The sequence below is a fragment of the Nocardioides carbamazepini genome, from assembly GCF_024614185.1.
Taxonomy (GTDB): Bacteria; Actinomycetota; Actinomycetes; order Propionibacteriales; family Nocardioidaceae; genus Nocardioides; species Nocardioides carbamazepini.
Map to the genome: position 1 here is coordinate 1,019,706 of NZ_JAHTLF010000018.1, position 18,871 is coordinate 1,038,576.

An 18,871-nucleotide genomic window follows, 5' to 3' on the forward strand; every position below is an offset into this window, starting at 1 on the left:
CCGCCGGTGATCTGCACAGAACCTGCACACGTCGTCCCCGCCTCCCGGCCCTCCGCACTCGTAGCCTCGGGGTCATGCCAGCGCAGAGCGTGCACCGCCGGGTCCTCGTCGTCGAGGACGATCCGGTCATCAACCAGGCGGTCGCCGACCGGCTCCGGGCCGAGGGGTACGACGTCGTGCGGGCCTTCGACGGACCGGGTGCGGTCGCGGCGTACGGCGAGCACGCCCCGGACCTGGTCCTGCTCGACGTCATGCTGCCCGGGTACGACGGCCACGAGGTGTGTCGCCGGATCCAGGCCGACCGCCCGGTGCCGGTGCTCATGCTCACCGCCCGCACGGACGAGGCCGACGTGCTGGTCGGCCTGGGGGTCGGGGCCGACGACTACCTGACCAAGCCGTTCCGGATGCGCGAGCTGGTCGCCCGGGTGGCCGCCCTGCTGCGGCGGGTGGACCGCGCCGCGGAGCTCGCCGGCCGCCGGGCGCTGGAGCTCGGCGACCTGCGGGTCGACGGGCCGGCGCGTCGGGTGTGGCGCGGTGCGGAGGAGGTGCGGCTGACGCCGACGGAGTTCGACCTGCTGCTCTGTCTCGCCGCCACCCCCGGCGCGGTCGTGACCCGCGAGAGGCTGCTCGCCGAGGTGTGGGGCTGGGCCGGCGCGACCGGGACCCGCACCGTCGACAGCCATGTGAAGGGGCTGCGGGCGAAGGTCGGCGCGGACCTGGTCCGCACCGCCCACGGCGTGGGCTACGCGCTCGAGGTCCCGGAGGGCACGACATGAGCACGCCGCAGCCCCTGGTCGGCGTCCGCTCGATCAAGGTCAAGCTCGGCCTCCTGGTGGCGGCCAGCGCGACCCTCGCCGCCCTGGTCGCCGCACTCGGCCGGGCCGGCGGCGTCCCCGCGTGGCTGACCATCCCCGTCACCATCGGCCTCGCGCTCGCGCTGACCCAGCTGCTCGCGGTCGGCATGACCTCGCCGCTGCGGCAGATGACCGCCGCCGCGCGCCGGATGGCGACGGGCGACTACGACGTCCGGGTGCCGGACGGCTCGGGCGACGAGGTCGGCGAGCTGGCCCGCGCGTTCAACACGATGGCGCACGACCTCGCCGGCGTCGATCGGCAGCGGCGCGAGCTGGTCGCCAACGTCAGCCACGAGCTGCGCACGCCGCTCGCCGGCCTGCGTGCCGTGCTGGAGAACGTGGTCGACGGCGTCGTCCCCGACGACCCGGCCGTGCTGGCGACCGCCCTGGCCCAGGCGGAGCGGATGAGCGGCCTGGTCGAGGACCTGCTCGACCTCGCCCGGGTCGATGCCGGCCGGGCGCCGCTCTCGCCGCAGCCGGTCCGGGTCGCGGACCTGCTCGACCGGTGCGTGGCCGAGGCCGCGGTGCTCGGACGCGACGTGGAGTACGACGTCCGCGTCGTCCCGGCCGACCTGGTGGTGACCGCGGACCCGGCCCGGCTGCACCAGCTGGTCGCCAACCTGCTCGACAACGCCTCGCGGCACAGCCCGTCGGGCGGCACGGTGGTGGTGACCGTCGCGCGCCAGAACGACAGGTACCTCTTGGAGGTCCGCGACGACGGCCCGGGCATCCCGTCCGACGCGCGGGAGCGGGTGTTCGAGCCCTTCGGCACGCTGCGGGGACTCGCCGGGGCCGCCGGTGCCGCCGGGGCCGCCGGTGCCGACACCGGCGGCACCGGGCTCGGTCTCGCCATCGCCCGGTGGGTCACCGACCTGCACGGCGGCACGATCGGTCTCCTTGACCCGCCCGCCGGCACCGTCGGCGCCCGGGTCCGGGTCGACCTGCCCCTCGACCCCGTGGCCCGCCCGGCCGCACCCGTCCCGCCCGTCTCCTCGCACCCGGAGGTCGCCGTGCCCGTCCCGACCGCCCCACCCCCGCTCCCGGCTCCGGCCCCGCCGCCGTCGATCACCGACGACCTGCTCGGCGGCTTCTGGCCGGAGCGCGGCGTCCCCGCCCGCACCGGCCTGCTGCTGGGCGCACTCGGCGCCGGGCTGCTCGGGGGGCTGGTGCTGCCCGAGCGGGCCCTGGGCATCGGTACCTTCCTGGTCCTGCTCGCCGCGGGGGCGGTCGTCCTGTCCGCGAGTCGGGACCGTCGCGACCCGTTCACGCTCACCTGCGCGGGACTCTGCGTGCTGCTGGCCGCCACGGCCGTCGTACGCGACGCCGAATGGGTGGTCGTGCTGTGCCTCCTCGCCGGCGCCGCGCTGTGCGTCTGCGGTGTCACGCGCGGCCGCAGCCTCGGCGGGTTCGTGCTCGCGGGGCTGATGTGGCCGGTCGCCGGCCTGCGCGGGATGCCCTGGCTGGGCCGGACCATCGCCGCTCTCCCCGTCGTCGGGCACGGTGCGGCGGCGCTGCGCACCGTCGTCTGGTCGGCCCTGGGCCTGGTCGTCTTCGGTGCGCTGTTCGCGTCGGCCGACGCGCTGGTCGCCGAGTGGGTCGACGCGCTGCTGCCCGACCTGACCATCGACACCTTCGTGCTGCGCGGCTTCGTCACCATCGCGGTGGGCGGCACGGTGCTCGCGGCGGCGTACCTCGCCCTCAACCCGCCGCGGGTCGACCGCGACGCCCCGGCGGCGCGCAGCGTGGCCCGGCGGTACGAGTGGCTCGCGCCGGTCCTGGTCGTGGTCGGCGTGTTCGCGGTCTTCCTGGTCGCGCAGGCGACCGTGGTCTTCGGCGGGCACGCCTACCTGCGCCGGACGACGGGACTGACCTACGCCGAGTACGTCCACGAGGGCTTCGCGCAGCTCACCGTCGCGACCGCGCTCACCCTGCTCGTGATCTGGGGCGCCGCCCGCAAGGCGCCGCGCGAGACAGCGTCCGACCGGCTCTGGCTCCGGGTCGCCCTCGGCGCGCTGTGCGTCGAGACGCTCGTCGTCGTCGCGTCCGCGCTGTACCGGATGGACGTCTACCAGGAGGCCTACGGCTTCACCCGGCTGCGGCTGCTCGTCGACGTCTTCGAGGGCTGGCTCGGCGTCCTCGTCCTCGCCGTCGTCGTCAGCGGGATCGCGCTGCGGGGGGCGTGGCTGCCGCGCTTCGCCCTCCTCAGCGGAGTCGTGGGCCTGCTCGGGCTCGCCCTCGCCAACCCGGACGCGTGGGTCGCGCGGCACAACCTGGCGCGGTACGACGACACCGGCCGCATCGACTGGACCTACCTGCGCGACCTCTCCGACGACGCCGTCCCGGCGCTCGCCGAGCGCACCGGTCGCGACCGGGTGTGCGCGCTGGCCGGTCGCACCGCCGCCGCGGACGACTGGCTGGAGTGGAACCTCGGTCGGGCCCGGGCCGCCGATGCGCTCGACGGCGCGGGTGCGGTGTCGAGCGACCCGCTGACCGGGTGCGTGGACGTCGCGGACTAGGACGCCCGGCCGCACTCCCCGACGAACCCGCTCAGCAGGCCGAGGGCGTGGTCCACGGCCGGCCAGAGCACCTCGGGGTGCCACTGGATGGCGGTGAGCCGGGTGGCCGGGTGCTCGAACGCCTCCACCAGGCCGTCGGGGGCGTGGGCGCTCGCGACGAGACCCTCGGCGAGGGTCCGGATCCCTTGGTGGTGCTGGCTGTTGACGCCGATCGTGCCGCCGCCGGTCCAGGCCGCCAGCTTCGTCCCGGCGACGACCTCGACGTCGTGCAGGGGCTCGCCGAGCGCCTCCTCGCTCTCCCGGTGGCGCAGCTCGGAGGGCAGGTCGCGGCCCAGGTCGACGTAGAGGGTGCCGCCGTGGGCGACGTTGACGAGCTGGGCGCCGCGGCAGATCGCCAGCACGGGGAGGCCGCGGGCCACGGCCGCGTCGAGGGCGGCGAGCTCGGCCTCGTCCCGGTGCGGGTTGACGCCGCGCAGCAGCGGGTCGTCCGGGGAGGCGCCGTACCGACGGGCGTCGACGTCACCGCCGCCGCTGATGACGAGGCCGTCGAGGCGGCCGACCAGGTCGGCGATGTGCGGCTGCGGGTCGCGGCAGTCGATCGCCACCGGCACGCCGCCCGCGGCGACGACGCCGCGGAACATGCTGCGCCACAGGAGGAACTCGGCCAGCTCGGCGGAGCTGTAGGTGATGCCGATCAGCGGCCGGTCGATCGGGAGGGTGGTCATGGGGCCTCCGGTCCAGGGGTCGTTCGGGAGAGGGTCGTTCGGGAGGGTCGTTCGGCCGGTCAGAAGACGGACCAGCCGGCCAGCCGGGCGAACTCCTCGATGGCTGCCACGGCGCCGGTGGAGTTGCCGGTGCGGTCCAGCCGGGGGCTCCACACGCAGATCGAGCCGATCCCGGGGAGGACGGCCACGACGCCCCCGCCGATGCCGCTCTTCGCCGGCAGGCCGACGCGGTAGGCGATGTCGCCCGCGGCCCCGTACATCCCCGCGGTGAGGAGCACGGCGTTGACCCGTCGTACGGCGGCGGCGTCGAGTGGTCCGCGCCCGCCGGTGCGGTCGGCGAGGAGGAGCGCCGCCCGGGCGACGGCGAGCGCGGACGCGGTGATCGAGCACTGCTCGAAGTACTGGGCGAGCACGGTGTCGACGCCGTGCAGGAGGCGTCCGTGCTCGGCCAGCACGTGGGCGATGGCCCGGTTGCGGTGGTCGTGGGCGGCCTCGGACAGCGCGACCCGGCGGTCGCGCTGGACGTGCTCGCCGCCGAGGTCCCGGAGCAGGTCGGTGACCGCTCCGGCAGCATCGCCGGTGTGGTGGAGCAGCCGATCGGTGACCACGAGGGCGCCGGCGTTGACGAACGGGTTGCGTGGCCGCCCGGCGTGCGCCTCGAGCTCGGAGACCGAGCCGTATCCGGCGTCCGAGGCGTCCCAGCCGACGTGCTCCCAAGCGGTGGGCTCGTCGCGGAGCAGGGCGCACAGCGCGAAGAGCTTGGTGACGCTCTGCAGCGAGAACGGCTGGTCAGCGTCGCCGACCTGGATCTCGGTGCCGTCGAGGAGCGCCACCGCGAGTCCGAACCGGTCGGGATCGACCCGGCCGAGCTCGGGGATCTGCGCCGACACCTCGCCGGTCCTCGCCGCCGCGCGGCCGTGGTCGGCGGCGGCGCGCGCGGCCTCCACGAGACCGTCGGTGGGCCGTCCCACCGTGTCCCGGCCCTCCACCACGCCGCAGGTGCTCACGATCGTCGTCCTCCTCGTCCTCCGCCCGCGCCGAGCGTAGGGGAGCTTTAAGGACTAGTCAATAGACCTTTTGGTCCTGGTGTTTCGCGAGGGTAAATGTTCGAACTAATAGGTTTGTAGGTCTTGTCTTTAGACCTTTTTCCGGCCTAGTCTCCCGACATCTGATCGAAAGGTGGCAGCGCATGTCTGCAAACCCCGTTTCTCCGTCGGGCGTCGACGACTCCCCCCAGCAGCAGGCCCGGCTCAAGCCCGGCGCCATCGGCCTGGTCGGCGTCGTCTTCATGGTCGTCGCGTTCTCGGCGCCGACGACGGCGATGACCGGCAACCTCCCGGTCGCGGTCGGGTTCGGCAACGGTGTCGGCGCCCCCGCCGGCTTCATGATCGCGACGGTCGTGCTGACGATCTTCAGCGTCGGCTTCGTGGCGCTGGCCCGTCACATCACCGCGGCGGGTGCCTTCTACACGTTCGTCTCGCGCGGCTGGTCCCGCATCCCCGGCCTCGCGGCCGGTGTGATGTCGATGTTCACCTACATGACGATGGAGGCCGGCCTGATCGGCATCTTCTCCGTCTTCGCCGACCAGGCGTTCTCGGTCCAGCTCGGCATCGACGTCGGCTGGCAGCCCTACGCCCTCGTGGCGGCCGTCGCGATCGCCGTACTGTCCCACTTCGACATCTCGGTCGCCGCGAAGGTGCTCGGCGTCGTCCTCGTCCTCGAGATCGCCGTGCTCGCGGGCACCGCGTTCACCGTGCTGTTCAAGGGGGGCGGCCCCGACGGCATCATCTGGGACTCCGTCAACCCGCTCAGCGCGCTGAGCGCCAACGGTGTCGCCGGCGGCGTGGTCGGCCTCGGCCTGCTGATGGCGTTCTGGTCCTGGGTCGGCTTCGAGTCGACCGCGATCTACGGCGAGGAGTCGAAGGATCCCAAGCGGATCGTCCCGCAGGCGACGCTGATCGCCGTGATCGGCATCGGCGTCTTCTACACGTTCATCTCCTGGATGACGATCAGCGCCAACGGCGCGCAGAAGTCGGTCGAGCTCGCCTCCGGCGCGGCTCCGTTCGACCTTCTCTACGCACCCACGCGGGAGTACGTCGGTGCCTGGGCGGTGACCGCCTTCGAGTGGCTGGTCGTCTTCGGCTCGTTCGCCTGCGCCCTGGCGATCCACAACTCGGCGGCGCGCTACCTCTTCGCGTTCGGCCGGGACCGGCTGCTGTGGCACCGGATGGGCGAGGCGCACCCGCGCCACGCCTCCCCCTGGGTCGCCTCGCTGGTGCAGACCTGCTTCGCGGTCGCGCTCCTCGTGGTCTGCTGGATCACCGACGCCGACCCCTACGCGACGCTCTTCGTGCTGGTCGCGATCCTGGCGACGATCTGCCTGCTCATCGTCCAGACGCTCTGCTCGGTCTCGACGATCGTCTACTTCCACGTGAAGAAGGAGCACCCCGAGACCGCGCACTGGTGGCGGACGCTGACCGCTCCGATCATCGGCGGGCTGGGCATGCTGTTCGTGACCTACCTGATGCTGTCGAACATGAAGGCCGCCGCGGGTGCCGCGTCGGACACGCTGTTCTTCAAGCTGATCCCGTGGATCGTGGTGGGACTGCTGGTGGGCTCGATGGCCGTCGCCGCCTACCTGCGCTCGAGCCGGCCGCAGCTCTACCTCCGGATCGGCAGCACTGTCTTCGACGAGGTCCACGACACCGTCGTGTAAGCCTCCCGCGCCGGCCGTGGTCCCCGACCACGGCCGGCGTCGGCGTGCCGGAACCTACGCGAACCGAAGGAGCAGGCGGTGGTGGAGTCGTGGCAGGACGTGCGCGTCCTGGTGACCGGGGGCAGCCAGGGCATCGGCGTGGGCATCGCGCGCGCCTTCGCGACGGCCGGGGCCCAGGTGGTCGTGACCGGCCGGAGCGCGGAACGGCTCGCGGCCGCATGCGAGCGTCTCGCCGGCGAGGGTGCGGCGGTCACCGGCCTGGTCGCCGACGTCGCGCGTCGTGACGGGTGTCATCGGATGGTGGCCGAGGCGGCCGAGCTGCTGGGCGGGCTCGACGTCCTGTGCGCGAACGCCGGCGTCTACCCCGAGCAGCGGATCGAGGACCTGACCGAGGAGTTCGTCGACGAGGTGCTCGACACCAACCTCAAGGGCACGATCTTCGCCGTCCAGGCTGCGGTGCCGCACCTGGTCGCGTCGGGCCGCGGCCGGGTCGTCGTGACGACATCCATCACCGGGCCGACCACGGGCTACCCGGGGCTCGCGGTGTACGCCGCCAGCAAGGCCGCCCAGCTCGGCTTCGTCCGCACGGCGGCGCTGGAGCTCGCGCCACACGGCATCACGGTCAACGCGGTCAGTCCCGGCGCCATCCGGACCGAGGGCCTGGCCGGACTCGGCGAGGAGGCCATCGACGCGATGACCCGGGTGATCCCGGCCGGGCGGCTCGGCGAGCCGGACGACATCGGCGCGGCCGCGCTCTACCTGGCCGGGCTCGGCGCCTCGTTCGTGACGGGGCAGGAGCTCGTCGTCGACGGGGGACAGGTGCTCCCGGAGCACCCGGACGCGGTCAGCGCTTGAGCCAGGCCTCGAGCGTGTGCCGGGTGTCGTCGATGTGGGCGGCCATGGTGCTCGCCGCCAGGTCGCCGTCGCCGTCGGCGATGGCGTCGAGGATGTCCTCGTGCCGGTCGTTGGCGTTCTCCTCGAGCCGCCCGAAGATCGCGCCGACGGGGGCCCACATCCGGCGCCGGGCGTCGGCGACCGAGTCGTAGAGCGCGGGGTTGCGGGCCACCCGCGCGATGCCCATGTGGAACGCGGTGTCGAGGGTCTGGAACTCGATCACCTTGTGCGGCGTCTGGTCCTCCAGCGACGCCGTGAGCGCGGCGTCCATCTGGGTGAGCAGCGAGCGCAGGTCGGCGAGCTCCTTGGCGCGACGTCGCTCGGCGGCCAGCCGGGAGGCGGCTCCCTCGACGATGACGCGGAAGTCGAAGGCGTCGCGCACCGCCGCCTTGTTGGCCTTCATGATGCGCCGCGTCTCCGCGGCGTCGTACGTCGGCGCCTGCACGATGAAGCCACCGCCGCGACCGCGGCGGACGACGATCAGCCCCTCGCGCTCGAGCACGGCGACGGCGGCGCGGACGACCGTGCGGGACACGTCGAGCATCTCGGCCAGGTCGCGCTCCGACGGCAGCCGGTCGCCGGGGCGGAACTGGCCGCTCTCCATCGAGCGGCGCATCTGGTCGAGGACCAGCTCGTGCGCGGCGATCTGCCGCACGGGGGTCAAGCCGAGCGATACCGGGTCCATGGTGGCCGTCCTCCTTCCTGGCGCCCGCGATGAGAGCACTCCGAGACCGCACAGGCTAGCGGAACGGCCGCACCGAAAGACCGATTGTCTGGGCCAATCGGTTCGGGCGGGCCGGCGATGACTCGCCCAAATAAAAGACCTAAAGACTTGACCTTTAGATCGAATGGCCCACAAACTGGACCCATCTTGTTCGCCCGTCGGGAAGGGACCCGTTCGTGAGTCGCAAAGTGATCGTCACCGGCGGTGCCGGAGTCATCGGCCAGGCCATCTGTCGTCGTCTCCTCGAGAGCGGCTTCGAGCCGGTCGCGGCCGACCTCCAGGACGCCGTCGCCACGCTGGACACCGCGGACCCGGCGCTCGCCGACATGACCACCGTGGTGATGGACGTGACCGACCGGGGGAGCGTCGAGCAGGCCGTGGCCGCGGTCGTCGCCCCCGGGGAGACGCTGCGCGGTGTCGTCAACTGCGCCGGCATCCTGCGGGACTCGTTCCTCGGCGAGCTCGACGAGGCCAAGCTGGACCTGATGTTCCAGGTGAACATCGCGGGCATGGCCCGGGTCACCGACGTGTGCGCCCCGCTGCTGGCCGCGGGCAGCGCCATCGTCAACGTCGGCAGCCTCACCGGCCACTTCGGCCGGTTCCGCGGTGCCTCGGTCTACGGCGCCACCAAGGCCGGCATCGCGGCGTACACCCGCTACACCGCCGAGGAGCTCGCCGAGCGCGGGATCCGCGTCAACAACGTCGCCCCGGGCGTGATCCGGGCGCCGATGAGCCCGTCGATGGCCCGCGTGTCCGGCGGCGAGGAGGTCTCCGCGTCGTACGCCATGCTCAAGCGGATCGGCGAGCCGCACGAGGTCGCGGAGGCGGTGGAGTTCCTGCTCTCCGACCGGGCCTCGTTCATCACCGCCCAGACGCTGCTCGTCGACGGCGGGGTCGTCGCGTGGTGACCGCGCCCGGCGTCGTGACCACCGCGGTCGACGTCGACGCCGCCAACGCGGAGGCCTTCGGCCGGCTCACCACGGCGGACCCGTGGGTCGTGGACGTCCGGCCCGCCCGGGAGGTGATCCCCGGCTACACCGACGACCTCGTCCTCACCTCCGGCGCGCCGATGCCCTGGTCGGAGTACACCGGCGGGCAGCGCGAGGCGCTGATCGGCGGTGCCCTGTTCGAGGGCCTCGCCGCCACTCGCGAGGAGGCGATCGCCGGCTTCGAGGGCGGGACGATCCGGGTCGGCGCCTGCCACGACTACGGCGCGGTCGGCTCGCTGGCGGGCATCTACACCGCCTCGATGCCGGTCTTCGTCGTGGAGAACCGGACCCACGGCAACATCGGCTTCTGCAACTTCTACGAGGGCAAGGAGCCGCGCCGGCTCAACTACGGCTGCTACGACGAGGGCGTCCACGAGCGGCTGCTGCACGTCAACGAGGTGCTGGCACCGGTCGTCGGTGAGGCGATCCGACGCCAGGGCGGCATCGCGCTCAAGCCGCTCATCGCCCGCGCGCTGCGGATGGGCGACGAGGTGCACAGCCGCAACGCCGCCGCCTCGGTGCTCTTCAACCGCGAGATCCTGCCCGCCGTCCTCGACATGATCGAGGAGGGGCTGCCGCACGTGCGGGACACGATGCTGCACCTGGCCGAGAACGACTACTTCTTCCTGCGCCTGTCGATGGCGGCGTCGAAGGCCAGCGCCGACGCGATGAAGGACGTCGCCGGATCCACCCTCGTCTCGGCGATGGCGTTCAGCTGCCGCGGGTTCGCGATCAAGGTCGCCGGGCTCGGCGACCAGTGGTTCGAGGGACCGCCGCCGATCCACCAGGGCAAGCTCTTCGCCGGGCACACCGAGGACGAGATCACCTGGATGGGCGGGGAGTCCCCGATCACCGAGACCGTCGGCCTCGGTGGCTTCGCCCAGGCCTGCGCGCTGTCGCTGCAGGACTACCAGGGCGGCTCGCCCGAGGTGATGATCGAGCGCAACAAGGAGATGTACGAGATCACTCACGGGGAGAACCCCGACTACCGGATCCCGCTCTTCTCGTTCCGGGGTACGCCGACCGCGGTCGACGTCCGCAAGGTCCTCGCCACCGGCATCCTGCCGGTGATGGACGTCGGGCTGGCCGGCCGCGACGGCGGCCAGATCGGCGCCGGCGTCATCCGGGCACCGCGGGCCTGCTTCGAGGCGGCCCAGGCGGCGCACCTCGACCGGTATGAACGAGACTGAGTCATGCACGAGGCCATGCACGAGAACGCACGCGGGACCAGCCTGACCTACGCCGGCGAGGTCGCGGTCGTGACCGGTGCCGCCGGGGGCATCGGCGCGGCCACCGCGACGCTGCTCCTCGACGCCGGGCTGACCGTGCTCTGCCTCGACCGGGTGGCCGCCGACGACGACGGCGGGTACGACGGCCGCCGGCGCTGCGCCGCGGTGGACGTGACCGATGACGCCGGCCTGGCCACGGCGCTCGACCGGCTGCGCGGCGACACTTCGCTGTCGTACGTCGTCAACTGCGCGGGCGTGCTCGACGAGACCGGCTTCGCGGGCACTCCGGGCGAGAGCTGGCTGCGGACGCTGGACGTCAACCTGGTGGGTGCCTACCGCGTGCTCGACGCCGCCGGGCCGCGCTTCGCCGACGCGGGCGGTGCGGTGGTCAACGTCGGGTCGATCGAGGCGCATCGGGTCATCGCGCTGAGCAATCCCGACCCCAACCCCGCCTACGCGGCCTCCAAGGCCGGGCTCGCCATGCTCACCCGCACGGCGGGCCGGGCGCTGGCGGCCAGGGGGATCCGGGTCAACACCGTCTCGCCGGGCTTCGTCGCCACCCCGATGGCCGCCGCCCACGGCGCCGCGGCCGAGCTGCCGCCGGCGCTGGCCCCGCGGGTGCCGCTCGGCCGGTTCGCCCGGGCCGAGGAGGTCGCCGCGGCGATCGCGTTCCTGCTGGCCGACCAGGCGTCGTACGTGACCGGAGCGGACCTGCGCATCGACGGAGGGTTCGAGCTGACATGAGCGCCGACATCATCGAGATCCTGCCGAGCCCCCTGGTGGCCGGCCCGGGCGTGCTCGCGGACGAGCCGTCGCTGGGCCGGATGACCCGCACCGGCTCGTGGCACGAGCTCGGCGAGGGCACCTTCGCCGCGGCCCGCCGGGCCCTGGCCGAGGGCCGGTCCGAGGACGCCGCGGCGCTGGTCGAGGTGTCCGTGCTGGAGGCCGACGAGCTGCGCGACGTCTACGGGAGCTGGCCCGGCACCACCGGGGCCTGGGTGCTTGCGCAGGGGGCCGATCCGGCGGTGCTGGAGCGCGAGGAGGCCCGGCTGCGCCGGCTCCTCGCTCAGGGGCCCGACGACGTGATCACGGCCCGCTGGGGCGACTACGTCGCCCGTGCCGAGCAGGCGGCGGCGCTGTGCCGCAGCGACGACGCCCGCGACACCGCTGACACCGCCGCCGCCGACGTCGCGATCGAGGAGGCCCGCGCCTGCTGGCAGGCCATCCACGACGACGCGGTCGACCTCGTGTCCGGGATGGTCGACGTGGCGGTCCGGCTGGTCGGCGAGCAGGCGCTCGGCGACCTGTGGGACCACCTCATGGCCGACTGGTACGACGCCCACGAGCGCCGCTACGCGTTGGCGAGCCAACCCTGGACGGAGTCGGCGCGGCAGCTCGCCGTCGCGGTCTTCGACGGCTTCCACGCCCATCTGACCGGACCCGACCGCAGCGGTGCGGTCGAGGTGATCGAGGAGCCCGACCGGATCGGGTTCCGCTTCGCGCCGTGCGGGTCCGGCGGTCGCTCGCTGGCCGCCGGCATCACCGGCGGCAGCCCGCGATCCGCGGCGCCGTACGACTTCGCGGTGACGACCCAGCCCCACGACTGGGCCTGGAACAAGGTGGGGGTCTGCTCCTACTGCGTGCACTGCTGCCAGCTCAACGAGGTGATGCCGATCGACCGGCTCGGCTACCCGACCCGGGTGATCGACGCGCCGACGTGGCCGGCGACGGAGGAGAACCCGTCCTGCACCTGGTGGATCTATCGCGATCCCTCCCTGGTGCCGGACGCTGTCTACGAGCGGGTGGGCCGCAGCCCCCGGCACCGCCCGCCCGCGGAAGGAGGGGTGCGATGAGCGTCGCGCTGACCCAGCTGGAGGTGCCCGACTACGACCTCGGGCTCCGCGGCAAGCTGGTGCGCACCGAGAAGCTCGACGGTGACGGGCTCGCCTTCTGCACCATCGTGCACGGGCTCTCGCTGACCGACGAGGTCACCGACACCCCGACGAGCAACGCGGCCAACGGCTACCCGGACGCTCGGGTCCGGGTCGACCCGGACACCGTGGTCGAGCTGCCGTGGCGCACCGGCCGGGTGACCGCCGCGATCGGCGACCTGGTCGACGCGGACGACGTACCGATCCCGGCGTCGGCCCGCGGCCTGGTCGGCCGCCTGGCGGGGCGGTACGCCGAGCTCGGGCTCGAGCCGGTGCTCGGCTTCGAGTACGAGCTCTGGATCGAGGACGCCGAGACCCGCGCCCCGCTCGGCCGGACCGAGAACGCCTACAGCCTGACCCGACTGCGCGAGACCGAGGAGGTCGCGGCGGCGTTCATCGACCGGATGGAGCAGATCGGGGCACCGGTCGAGGCGTTCCACGCCGAGCTCGGCCCGGGCTTCTTCGAGTTCGCGCTGAAGCCGCAGCCCGCCCTGCGCGCGGCCGACGGCGCCGCCCGGGCCCGCCAGTACTTCCGCGACCTCTGCGCCGAGCGCGGCCTGCGGGCCACCTTCATGGCCAAGCCGTACGGCGACCGCTCGGGTGCCGGCGGGCACGTCCACTCGAGCCTGGTCCGGGCCGGCCGGAACGTCTTCGCCGACCGTCCGGGCGAGCTCTCGCCGCTCGCGGAGACCTATCTGGCCGGGCTGCTGGCGACGATGGGCGACCTGTCCGCGCTGGTGCTCCCGTTCGTGAACTCCTACAAGCGCCTCGACAAGGAGATGTTCGTGGCGGAGTCCGCGACCTGGGGCCCGGACGACCGGAGCACCGCGCTGCGGGTCCTGCTCGACTCGGTCCCGGGCGCGCGCGTCGAGCACCGCCGTCCGGGAGCGGACGCCAGCCCCTACCTGGTCGCGGCGGCGCTGCTCGGCGGCGGCCTGGTCGGGATCGACGAGGGCCTCACGCTCCCGCCGTCCGGTCCCCGCGCGGACGCCGAGCCGCTGCCGGCGGACCTGCGCGCCGCCGCCGACCGGCTCGAGGCGTCGCACCACGCGAAGGCCGTGCTCGGGGAGGACTTCGTGACGGGCTACGTCGCGACCCGTCGCGACGAGGCCGCCCGCTACGAGCGCTGGCTGCAGACCACCATCACCGACTGGGAACTTCGACGCTACGGAGAGCACCTGTGAACCATCCCGCTGACCCGATCGTGGACCTCGACACCTTCGAGGACCTCGCCCGTCGCGGCGAGGTCGACACCGTCATCTGCGCCGCGCCCGACCCGTACGGCCGCCTGGTCGGCAAGCGCCTGACGATCGACGCCTTCCGGACCCTGTGCCTGCAGGGGCAGGGCGTCAACGCGAGCAGCTTCGTCTTCGCCGTCGACCTGGAGATGAACCCGCTCGACCTGCCGGTGTCCAACGCCGACAACGGCTGGGTCGACATCCGGCTCGTGCCGGACCTGGCGACGCTGCGGCGGGTGCCGTGGGAGCCGCACGCGCTCCTGGTCATCTGCGACGCCTACGAGGGCGCCGTCGACAACCTGCTGCCGGTGGCGCCGCGCACGATCCTCAAGCACCAGATCGCGCGGGCCCGCGAGCAGGGCCTGGCCTTCCAGTTCGCCTCCGAGCTGGAGTTCTTCGTCGCCGCGGTCTCGCCGGCCGAGGCCTGGCGGGCCGAGTACCGCGACCTGCGGATGCTGTCGGACTACCGCTCCGACTACCAGGTCGTCCAGGGCGGGCGGGACGAGTGGTTCGTGCACCAGATCCGCCAGGACATGCCGAAGTTCGGCATCCCCGTCGAGTCCTCCAAGCCCGAGTGGGGCCTGGGCCAGCAGGAGATCACGCTCGACTACTGCGCGGCCCTGGAGATGGCCGACCGGCACGTGCTCTTCAAGCACGGCATCAAGGAGCTGGCGCACCGCTCGGACCTCACCGTCACGTTCATGGCGAAGCCGAAGATCGACGAGGTCGGCTCGTCGTGCCACCTGCACGTGAGCATGTGGGACGCCGAGGACGGCTCACCGCTGTGCTGGTCGGACGAGACCGGTGGGATGTCGCCGCGGTTCGGGTCCTTCGTCGCCGGCCAGCTGGCGTACGCCGGCGAGCTCGGGCTGCTGTTCGCGCCGACCGTCAACTCCTACAAGCGCTACCTGCCCGACCAGTTCGCGGGCACCGCCATCGCGGTCGGCCACGACAACCGCTCGTGCGCCTTCCGGCTGGTGGGCCGCGGGCCGTCGTACCGGGTGGAGAACCGGATCCCGGGTGCGGACGTCAACCCCTACTACGCCTTCAGCGCCACCATCGCCGCCGGTCTGGCCGGCATCGAGGCCGGCGACCCGACGCCGCCGGTGTTCTCCGGCAACGCGTGGGGGAACAGCTCGGTCGAGGTGATGACCTCGTCGCTGCACGACTCGGTCGAGCGCTTCTCCCACTCCAAGCTCGCCCGCGCCGCCTTCGGCGACGACGTGTTCGAGCACCTGCACGCCTCGGCCGCGGCCGAGCTCGCCTCCTTCGAGTCGGGCGCGGTGACCGACTGGGAGGTCAAGCGCTACTACGAGCGCGTCTGACCCGTCCGGCCCACCGCACCCGAACCGAACCGCCACGACAACGACACCGATGATCGGAGCCGTCATGCCTCAGCCGCTGCACCCCCTCGCCCAGAAGCTCATCGACGACGCCCACGCCTCGCCGCGTCCCAACGCCCACCTCCTGCCGGTGGCCGAGGCGCGGGCGAACTTCGACGGCGACCTCGGCGGGCTCGCCAAGCCGCCGGTGGCGCGCGTCGTCGACGTCGTCGTACCCACCCGGGACGGCGCGGAGCTGCCGGCGCGGCTCTTCGTGCCCGAGGGCGCGGGCGAGCTGCCCCTGACGGTCTACTTCCACGGCGGCGGGTGGCTGCTCGGCAGCGTGGAGTCGCACGAGACGACCACGCGTCTCCTGGCCCTGGCCTCCGGCAGCGCGGTGCTCAGCGTGGGCTACCGGCGTGGCCCGGAGTCCCGGTTCCCGACCGCCGCCGAGGACGCGTACGACGCCGTCGTCTGGGCCGCCGAGCCCGGTCGCCTGGCCGGGGTCGACGCCTCCCGGATCGCCGTCGCGGGCGACAGCGCGGGCGGCAACCTCGCCGCGGCCACCGCCGTCGCGCTGCGGGAGTCGGGCGCCGTCGTACTGTGCCACCAGCTGCTCGTCTACCCGGTGACGACCTGCGACCTGGGCATCGGCTTCGACGCCGACTACGAGGGCGTCATGCTTTACCGCGACGAGCTGCAGTGGCACCAGGACAACTACCTCGCCTCGCCCGCGGATGCCACCGACCCGCGGGTCGCCGTCCTCGACGCGGACCTCGCCGGGCTCCCCGAGACGACGGTGGTCCTGGCCGAGTGCGATCCGATCCGCCCGCAGGGTGCGCTGTTCGCGAAGGCCCTGGCCGACGCCGGTGTCCCGGTCGAGGTGTGCGAGACGCCGGGCATGATCCACGGCTTCTTCGGCCTCGAGGAGCTGTTCCCGACCGCGGCCGACTCCATGCGGTTCGCCGGTGAGCGGCTCGCCACGGCCTTCACGCGGGGCGGCTCCTGATGTCCGCTGCCGGCCGCACCGCGCTCGTCACCGGGGCGGGCGGCGGGATCGGGGCGGCGATCGTGCGCCGACTGGTCGCCGACGGGATGCGGGTGCGTGCGACCGACGTGCGTCCGGCCGACGGCGTCGATCTTCCGGCGGGGGCGGAGTACGTCCCGTTCGACCTGCTGGCCGGGGACCCGCAGGAGCTGCTCGCCGGCTGGGACAGCCTCGACCACCTGGTCAACGCGGCCGGGGTCGCCCTCTTCGACGACGACGGCTCGTTCCTGGAGACCTCCGAGCAGGTCTGGGAGACGACGCTGGGCGTCAACCTGCACGCCCTGCGCCGGCTCACCGCCGCCGCGGTTCCCCTGGTGCGCAACGGTCGCGGGCGCAGCATCGTGCACGTGGCCAGCACCGCCGGTGTGCGCGGCATGGACGCGCCGCTCGACGCCTACCAGGTGAGCAAGGCCGCGGTGGTCTCCCTCTCGCGCTCGCTGGCGCTCCAGCTGGGGCCGGAGGGGATCCGCTGCAACACCGTGTGCCCCGGTGCGGTGCTCACGCCGATGATCGACTTCCTCTACGAGCGAGCGCCCGAGCGCCGGCTCGACATGGAGAGCCGGACGCCCCTGCGCCGGCTCGGCCTGCCCGACGACATCGCCGGCGCGGTGGCCTTCCTGCTCTCCGACGACGCGGCGTTCGTCACCGCGACCGACCTGGTCGTGGACGGCGGCTGGACGGCGCAGATCAAGTAGGCCCGTCGTCCGGCCGGCGTGACGGACGGCGCCCGGGGACGTCCGGCGCTCCTTGACACTCCCACAAAAGAACTAAACAATAGACCAATAAGCCTTTGAAGAGGCTCGTCACGGAGGAGACAGCGGTGAACTCAGCAGCACCCGCGCACCCGGCACCTGCGCCCCGGGTCGCGATCATCGGGGCCGGCTTCAGCGGCATCGCTGCGGCCGTCGCGCTGAGCCGGCGCGGCATCGACTACGTCGTCTTCGAGGCGGCCGAGGGCATCGGCGGCACCTGGTGGAAGAACCGGTACCCCGGCGCCGAGGTGGACCTGGAGTCGCACGTCTACTCGTTCTCCTTCGAGCGCAGTGACTGGACCCGCACCCACGCGGGCTGGCAGGAGCTCCAGCGGTACCTGGAGCGCACGGCCGACAGGTGGGACGTGACGCCCAAGGTCCGGCTGAACACGAAGGTCGAGGAGGTCCGCTGGGACGAGGCCTCCGCCACGCACACCCTGCGCACCGCCGACGGCGTGGAGCACGGGCCTTTCGTCGCGGTGATCAGCGCCGTCGGCTTCCTCAACATCCCCGCGGTGCCGCCGTTCGCGCGGGGCGAGACCGCCTTCGAGGGCGACCTCTGCCACACCTCGACCTGGCCCGAGGGGCTGAGCATGGACGGCCGCTCCGTCGCCGTGGTCGGCACCGGCAGCTCGGCGGTGCAGATCATCCAGGAGGCCGCGCGGGCCGCCCGCGAGGTGAAGATCTTCCAGCTCGAGCCGAACTGGCTGCTGCCCAAGAACGCCCGGGAGTTCACCCCGCGCGAGCGCCGGCTCAACCGGCTCGCGCCGGTCTACGCCTGGCGCCGGCTGCGGCTCTACCTCGACTACGACCTGCGCCAGTTCCGCTCCGGGCACGCCCGCATCGGGGGTCGCGCGAACACCCGGCGCAAGCAGGCCTCGCTGGAGTTCCTGCGCACCTCGCTGGCCGGCCACCCCGAGCTGATCGAGCACGCGACGCCGAACTTCCCGTTCGAGGCCCGGCGTACCGTCATCAGCGACACCTACTACCCGGCGCTGCTGGACCCGAAGGTGACCCTGGTCCCGCACGGCGTCAAGGAGCTGACCCGCACCGGGGTCGTCGACGCGAACGGCGACGAGCACGACCTCGACCTGGTCGTCCTGGCGACCGGCTTCGACGCGGCCAACTACCTCGGCAACTTCCGGGTGTACGGCGAGGGCGGGCAGTCGCTGCACGACCACTGGCAGGGCGAGCCCGAGGCGTTCCTCGGCCTGATGGTCCCGGGCTTCCCGAACTTCTTCATGATGTACGGCCCCAACACCAACTCCATCCCGCTCGTCCACTTCTACGAGGCGCAGGCGGCGTTCGCGGCCGGCCTGATCGCCCGGCTCGACGGGGGACGGCGCCGGATCCGGGTGCGCGAGGACGCCATGCGCCGGTTCAACACCTGGCTCCAGCGCCGGCTGCGCCGCACGGTCTGGGCGGCGACGGACAACTACTTCCAGGCGGGCAGCGGGAAGATCGTGTCGCAGTGGCCGGAAGGGCCGACCGCCTACCTCCTGGCCACCCGGCTGCTGCGACGGTGGGCGGTCCGGGTCGACTGACCGGTGAGCGGCGCAGAGGTGGCGTTCGTGGCATATCTCGGAGTGATCCGGGAGTCCTGCCGCCGCCGTCCGTCGTTGATGGCGGCGCTGGATCGGGCGGGACTGAGGTAGGTCGGTGATGTCGCAGAACTGTCACCGATGTCGTGACACGCCGCACCCGGGTGCAGTCCGCAGGGTCTTGACGGTTCGAACATATGTTCGATAGGATGAGCGCATGACTTCTCCCGGAGCGCTCGACACGGCCACCACCGTGGCCGAGCGTGCCGCGGAGCTGGCCGGCGGTGACTGGGACCTGATCGACGGTCCCGGCGCGGTGACGGCCGTGGAAGCGGTGGTCGCCGCGCGGTCGTTCCTGGACGCCGCACTGCTGCGCGGCATCGACCGACTCG

General features: G+C 72.9%; 16 protein-coding genes. 13 read left to right on the top strand and 3 right to left on the bottom strand.

All coding sequences use genetic code 11. From position 1 onward, the window contains the following. Positions 1–74 precede the first annotated feature (74 nt). Both KVF89_RS23700 and KVF89_RS23705 read left to right on the top strand, forming a co-directional pair. The gene (locus KVF89_RS23700; protein WP_257429124.1) at positions 75–776 is read left to right on the top strand and encodes a response regulator; all 702 of its coding nucleotides are present in this window, start codon (positions 75–77) and stop codon (positions 774–776) included. Continuing rightward, a complete protein-coding gene (locus KVF89_RS23705; protein WP_257429126.1) occupies positions 773–3,370 on the top strand; it encodes a DUF4153 domain-containing protein in 2,598 nt (865 codons plus the stop codon). The genes KVF89_RS23700 and KVF89_RS23705 overlap by 4 nt, the downstream gene beginning before the upstream one ends. On the opposite strand, the gene KVF89_RS23710 is transcribed toward KVF89_RS23705, so the two are convergent. Continuing rightward, complete coding sequence (locus KVF89_RS23710; protein WP_257429127.1) at positions 3,367–4,095, bottom strand: gamma-glutamyl-gamma-aminobutyrate hydrolase family protein; 729 nt, start codon at positions 4,093–4,095, stop codon at positions 3,367–3,369. The two genes, KVF89_RS23705 and KVF89_RS23710, sit on opposite strands and share 4 nt — an antisense overlap. A 59-nt stretch (positions 4,096–4,154) precedes the next feature. Then, positions 4,155–5,102, bottom strand: coding sequence for a glutaminase A (glsA, locus tag KVF89_RS23715; protein ID WP_257429129.1), 948 nt, complete (start codon positions 5,100–5,102; stop codon positions 4,155–4,157). 182 nt (positions 5,103–5,284) lie between these two features. Here glsA and KVF89_RS23720 point away from each other — a divergent pair, with 182 nt between their 5' ends. Together KVF89_RS23720 and fabG are read left to right on the top strand one after the other, a co-directional pair. Beyond that, on the top strand, positions 5,285–6,811 hold the full coding sequence (locus KVF89_RS23720; RefSeq protein ID WP_257429130.1) for an APC family permease: 1,527 nt from the start codon (positions 5,285–5,287) through the stop codon (positions 6,809–6,811). Between the two features lie 78 nt (positions 6,812–6,889). Further along, a complete protein-coding gene (gene fabG, locus KVF89_RS23725) occupies positions 6,890–7,666 on the top strand; it encodes a 3-oxoacyl-ACP reductase FabG (RefSeq protein ID WP_257429131.1) in 777 nt (258 codons plus the stop codon). Here the strand turns inward: fabG and KVF89_RS23730 are convergent. Then, positions 7,656–8,390, bottom strand: a complete 735-nt coding sequence (locus KVF89_RS23730; RefSeq protein ID WP_257429133.1) for a FadR/GntR family transcriptional regulator — start codon at positions 8,388–8,390, stop codon at positions 7,656–7,658. The two genes, fabG and KVF89_RS23730, sit on opposite strands and share 11 nt — an antisense overlap. A gap of 215 nt (positions 8,391–8,605) precedes the next feature. Here KVF89_RS23730 and KVF89_RS23735 point away from each other — a divergent pair, with 215 nt between their 5' ends. The 9 genes from KVF89_RS23735 (at position 8,606) to KVF89_RS23775 (ending at position 18,482) form a co-directional block, all read left to right on the top strand. Further along, entirely contained in the window at positions 8,606–9,337 is a 732-nt protein-coding gene (locus KVF89_RS23735) for an SDR family NAD(P)-dependent oxidoreductase (protein WP_257429135.1), read from the top strand. Continuing rightward, positions 9,331–10,608 (top strand): YlbE family protein, encoded by a 1,278-nt coding sequence (locus tag KVF89_RS23740; protein WP_257429136.1) that lies wholly within the window; start codon positions 9,331–9,333, stop codon positions 10,606–10,608. The genes KVF89_RS23735 and KVF89_RS23740 overlap by 7 nt, the downstream gene beginning before the upstream one ends. Before the next feature lie 3 nt (positions 10,609–10,611). Beyond that, positions 10,612–11,391 carry an SDR family NAD(P)-dependent oxidoreductase gene (locus tag KVF89_RS23745; RefSeq protein ID WP_257429138.1) on the top strand — a complete coding sequence of 260 codons (780 nt, stop codon included), beginning with the start codon at positions 10,612–10,614 and terminating at the stop codon, positions 11,389–11,391. Next, positions 11,388–12,500 (top strand): hypothetical protein, encoded by a 1,113-nt coding sequence (locus KVF89_RS23750; protein ID WP_257429141.1) that lies wholly within the window; start codon positions 11,388–11,390, stop codon positions 12,498–12,500. Before KVF89_RS23745 ends, KVF89_RS23750 begins: the two co-directional genes overlap by 4 nt. Beyond that, a complete protein-coding gene (locus tag KVF89_RS23755; RefSeq protein ID WP_257429142.1) occupies positions 12,497–13,762 on the top strand; it encodes a type I glutamate--ammonia ligase in 1,266 nt (421 codons plus the stop codon). Before KVF89_RS23750 ends, KVF89_RS23755 begins: the two co-directional genes overlap by 4 nt. Continuing rightward, positions 13,759–15,141: a glutamine synthetase family protein gene (locus KVF89_RS23760; protein ID WP_257429144.1), complete on the top strand. Its 1,383-nt coding sequence runs from the start codon at positions 13,759–13,761 to the stop codon at positions 15,139–15,141. The genes KVF89_RS23755 and KVF89_RS23760 overlap by 4 nt, the downstream gene beginning before the upstream one ends. A 64-nt stretch (positions 15,142–15,205) precedes the next feature. Beyond that, on the top strand, positions 15,206–16,147 hold the full coding sequence (locus tag KVF89_RS23765) for an alpha/beta hydrolase (RefSeq protein WP_257429145.1): 942 nt from the start codon (positions 15,206–15,208) through the stop codon (positions 16,145–16,147). Next, positions 16,147–16,881 carry an SDR family NAD(P)-dependent oxidoreductase gene (locus KVF89_RS23770; RefSeq protein WP_257429147.1) on the top strand — a complete coding sequence of 245 codons (735 nt, stop codon included), beginning with the start codon at positions 16,147–16,149 and terminating at the stop codon, positions 16,879–16,881. The genes KVF89_RS23765 and KVF89_RS23770 overlap by 1 nt, the downstream gene beginning before the upstream one ends. Before the next feature lie 125 nt (positions 16,882–17,006). After that, entirely contained in the window at positions 17,007–18,482 is a 1,476-nt protein-coding gene (locus KVF89_RS23775; RefSeq protein ID WP_257429148.1) for a flavin-containing monooxygenase, read from the top strand. The last annotated feature ends 389 nt before the right edge of the window (positions 18,483–18,871 follow it).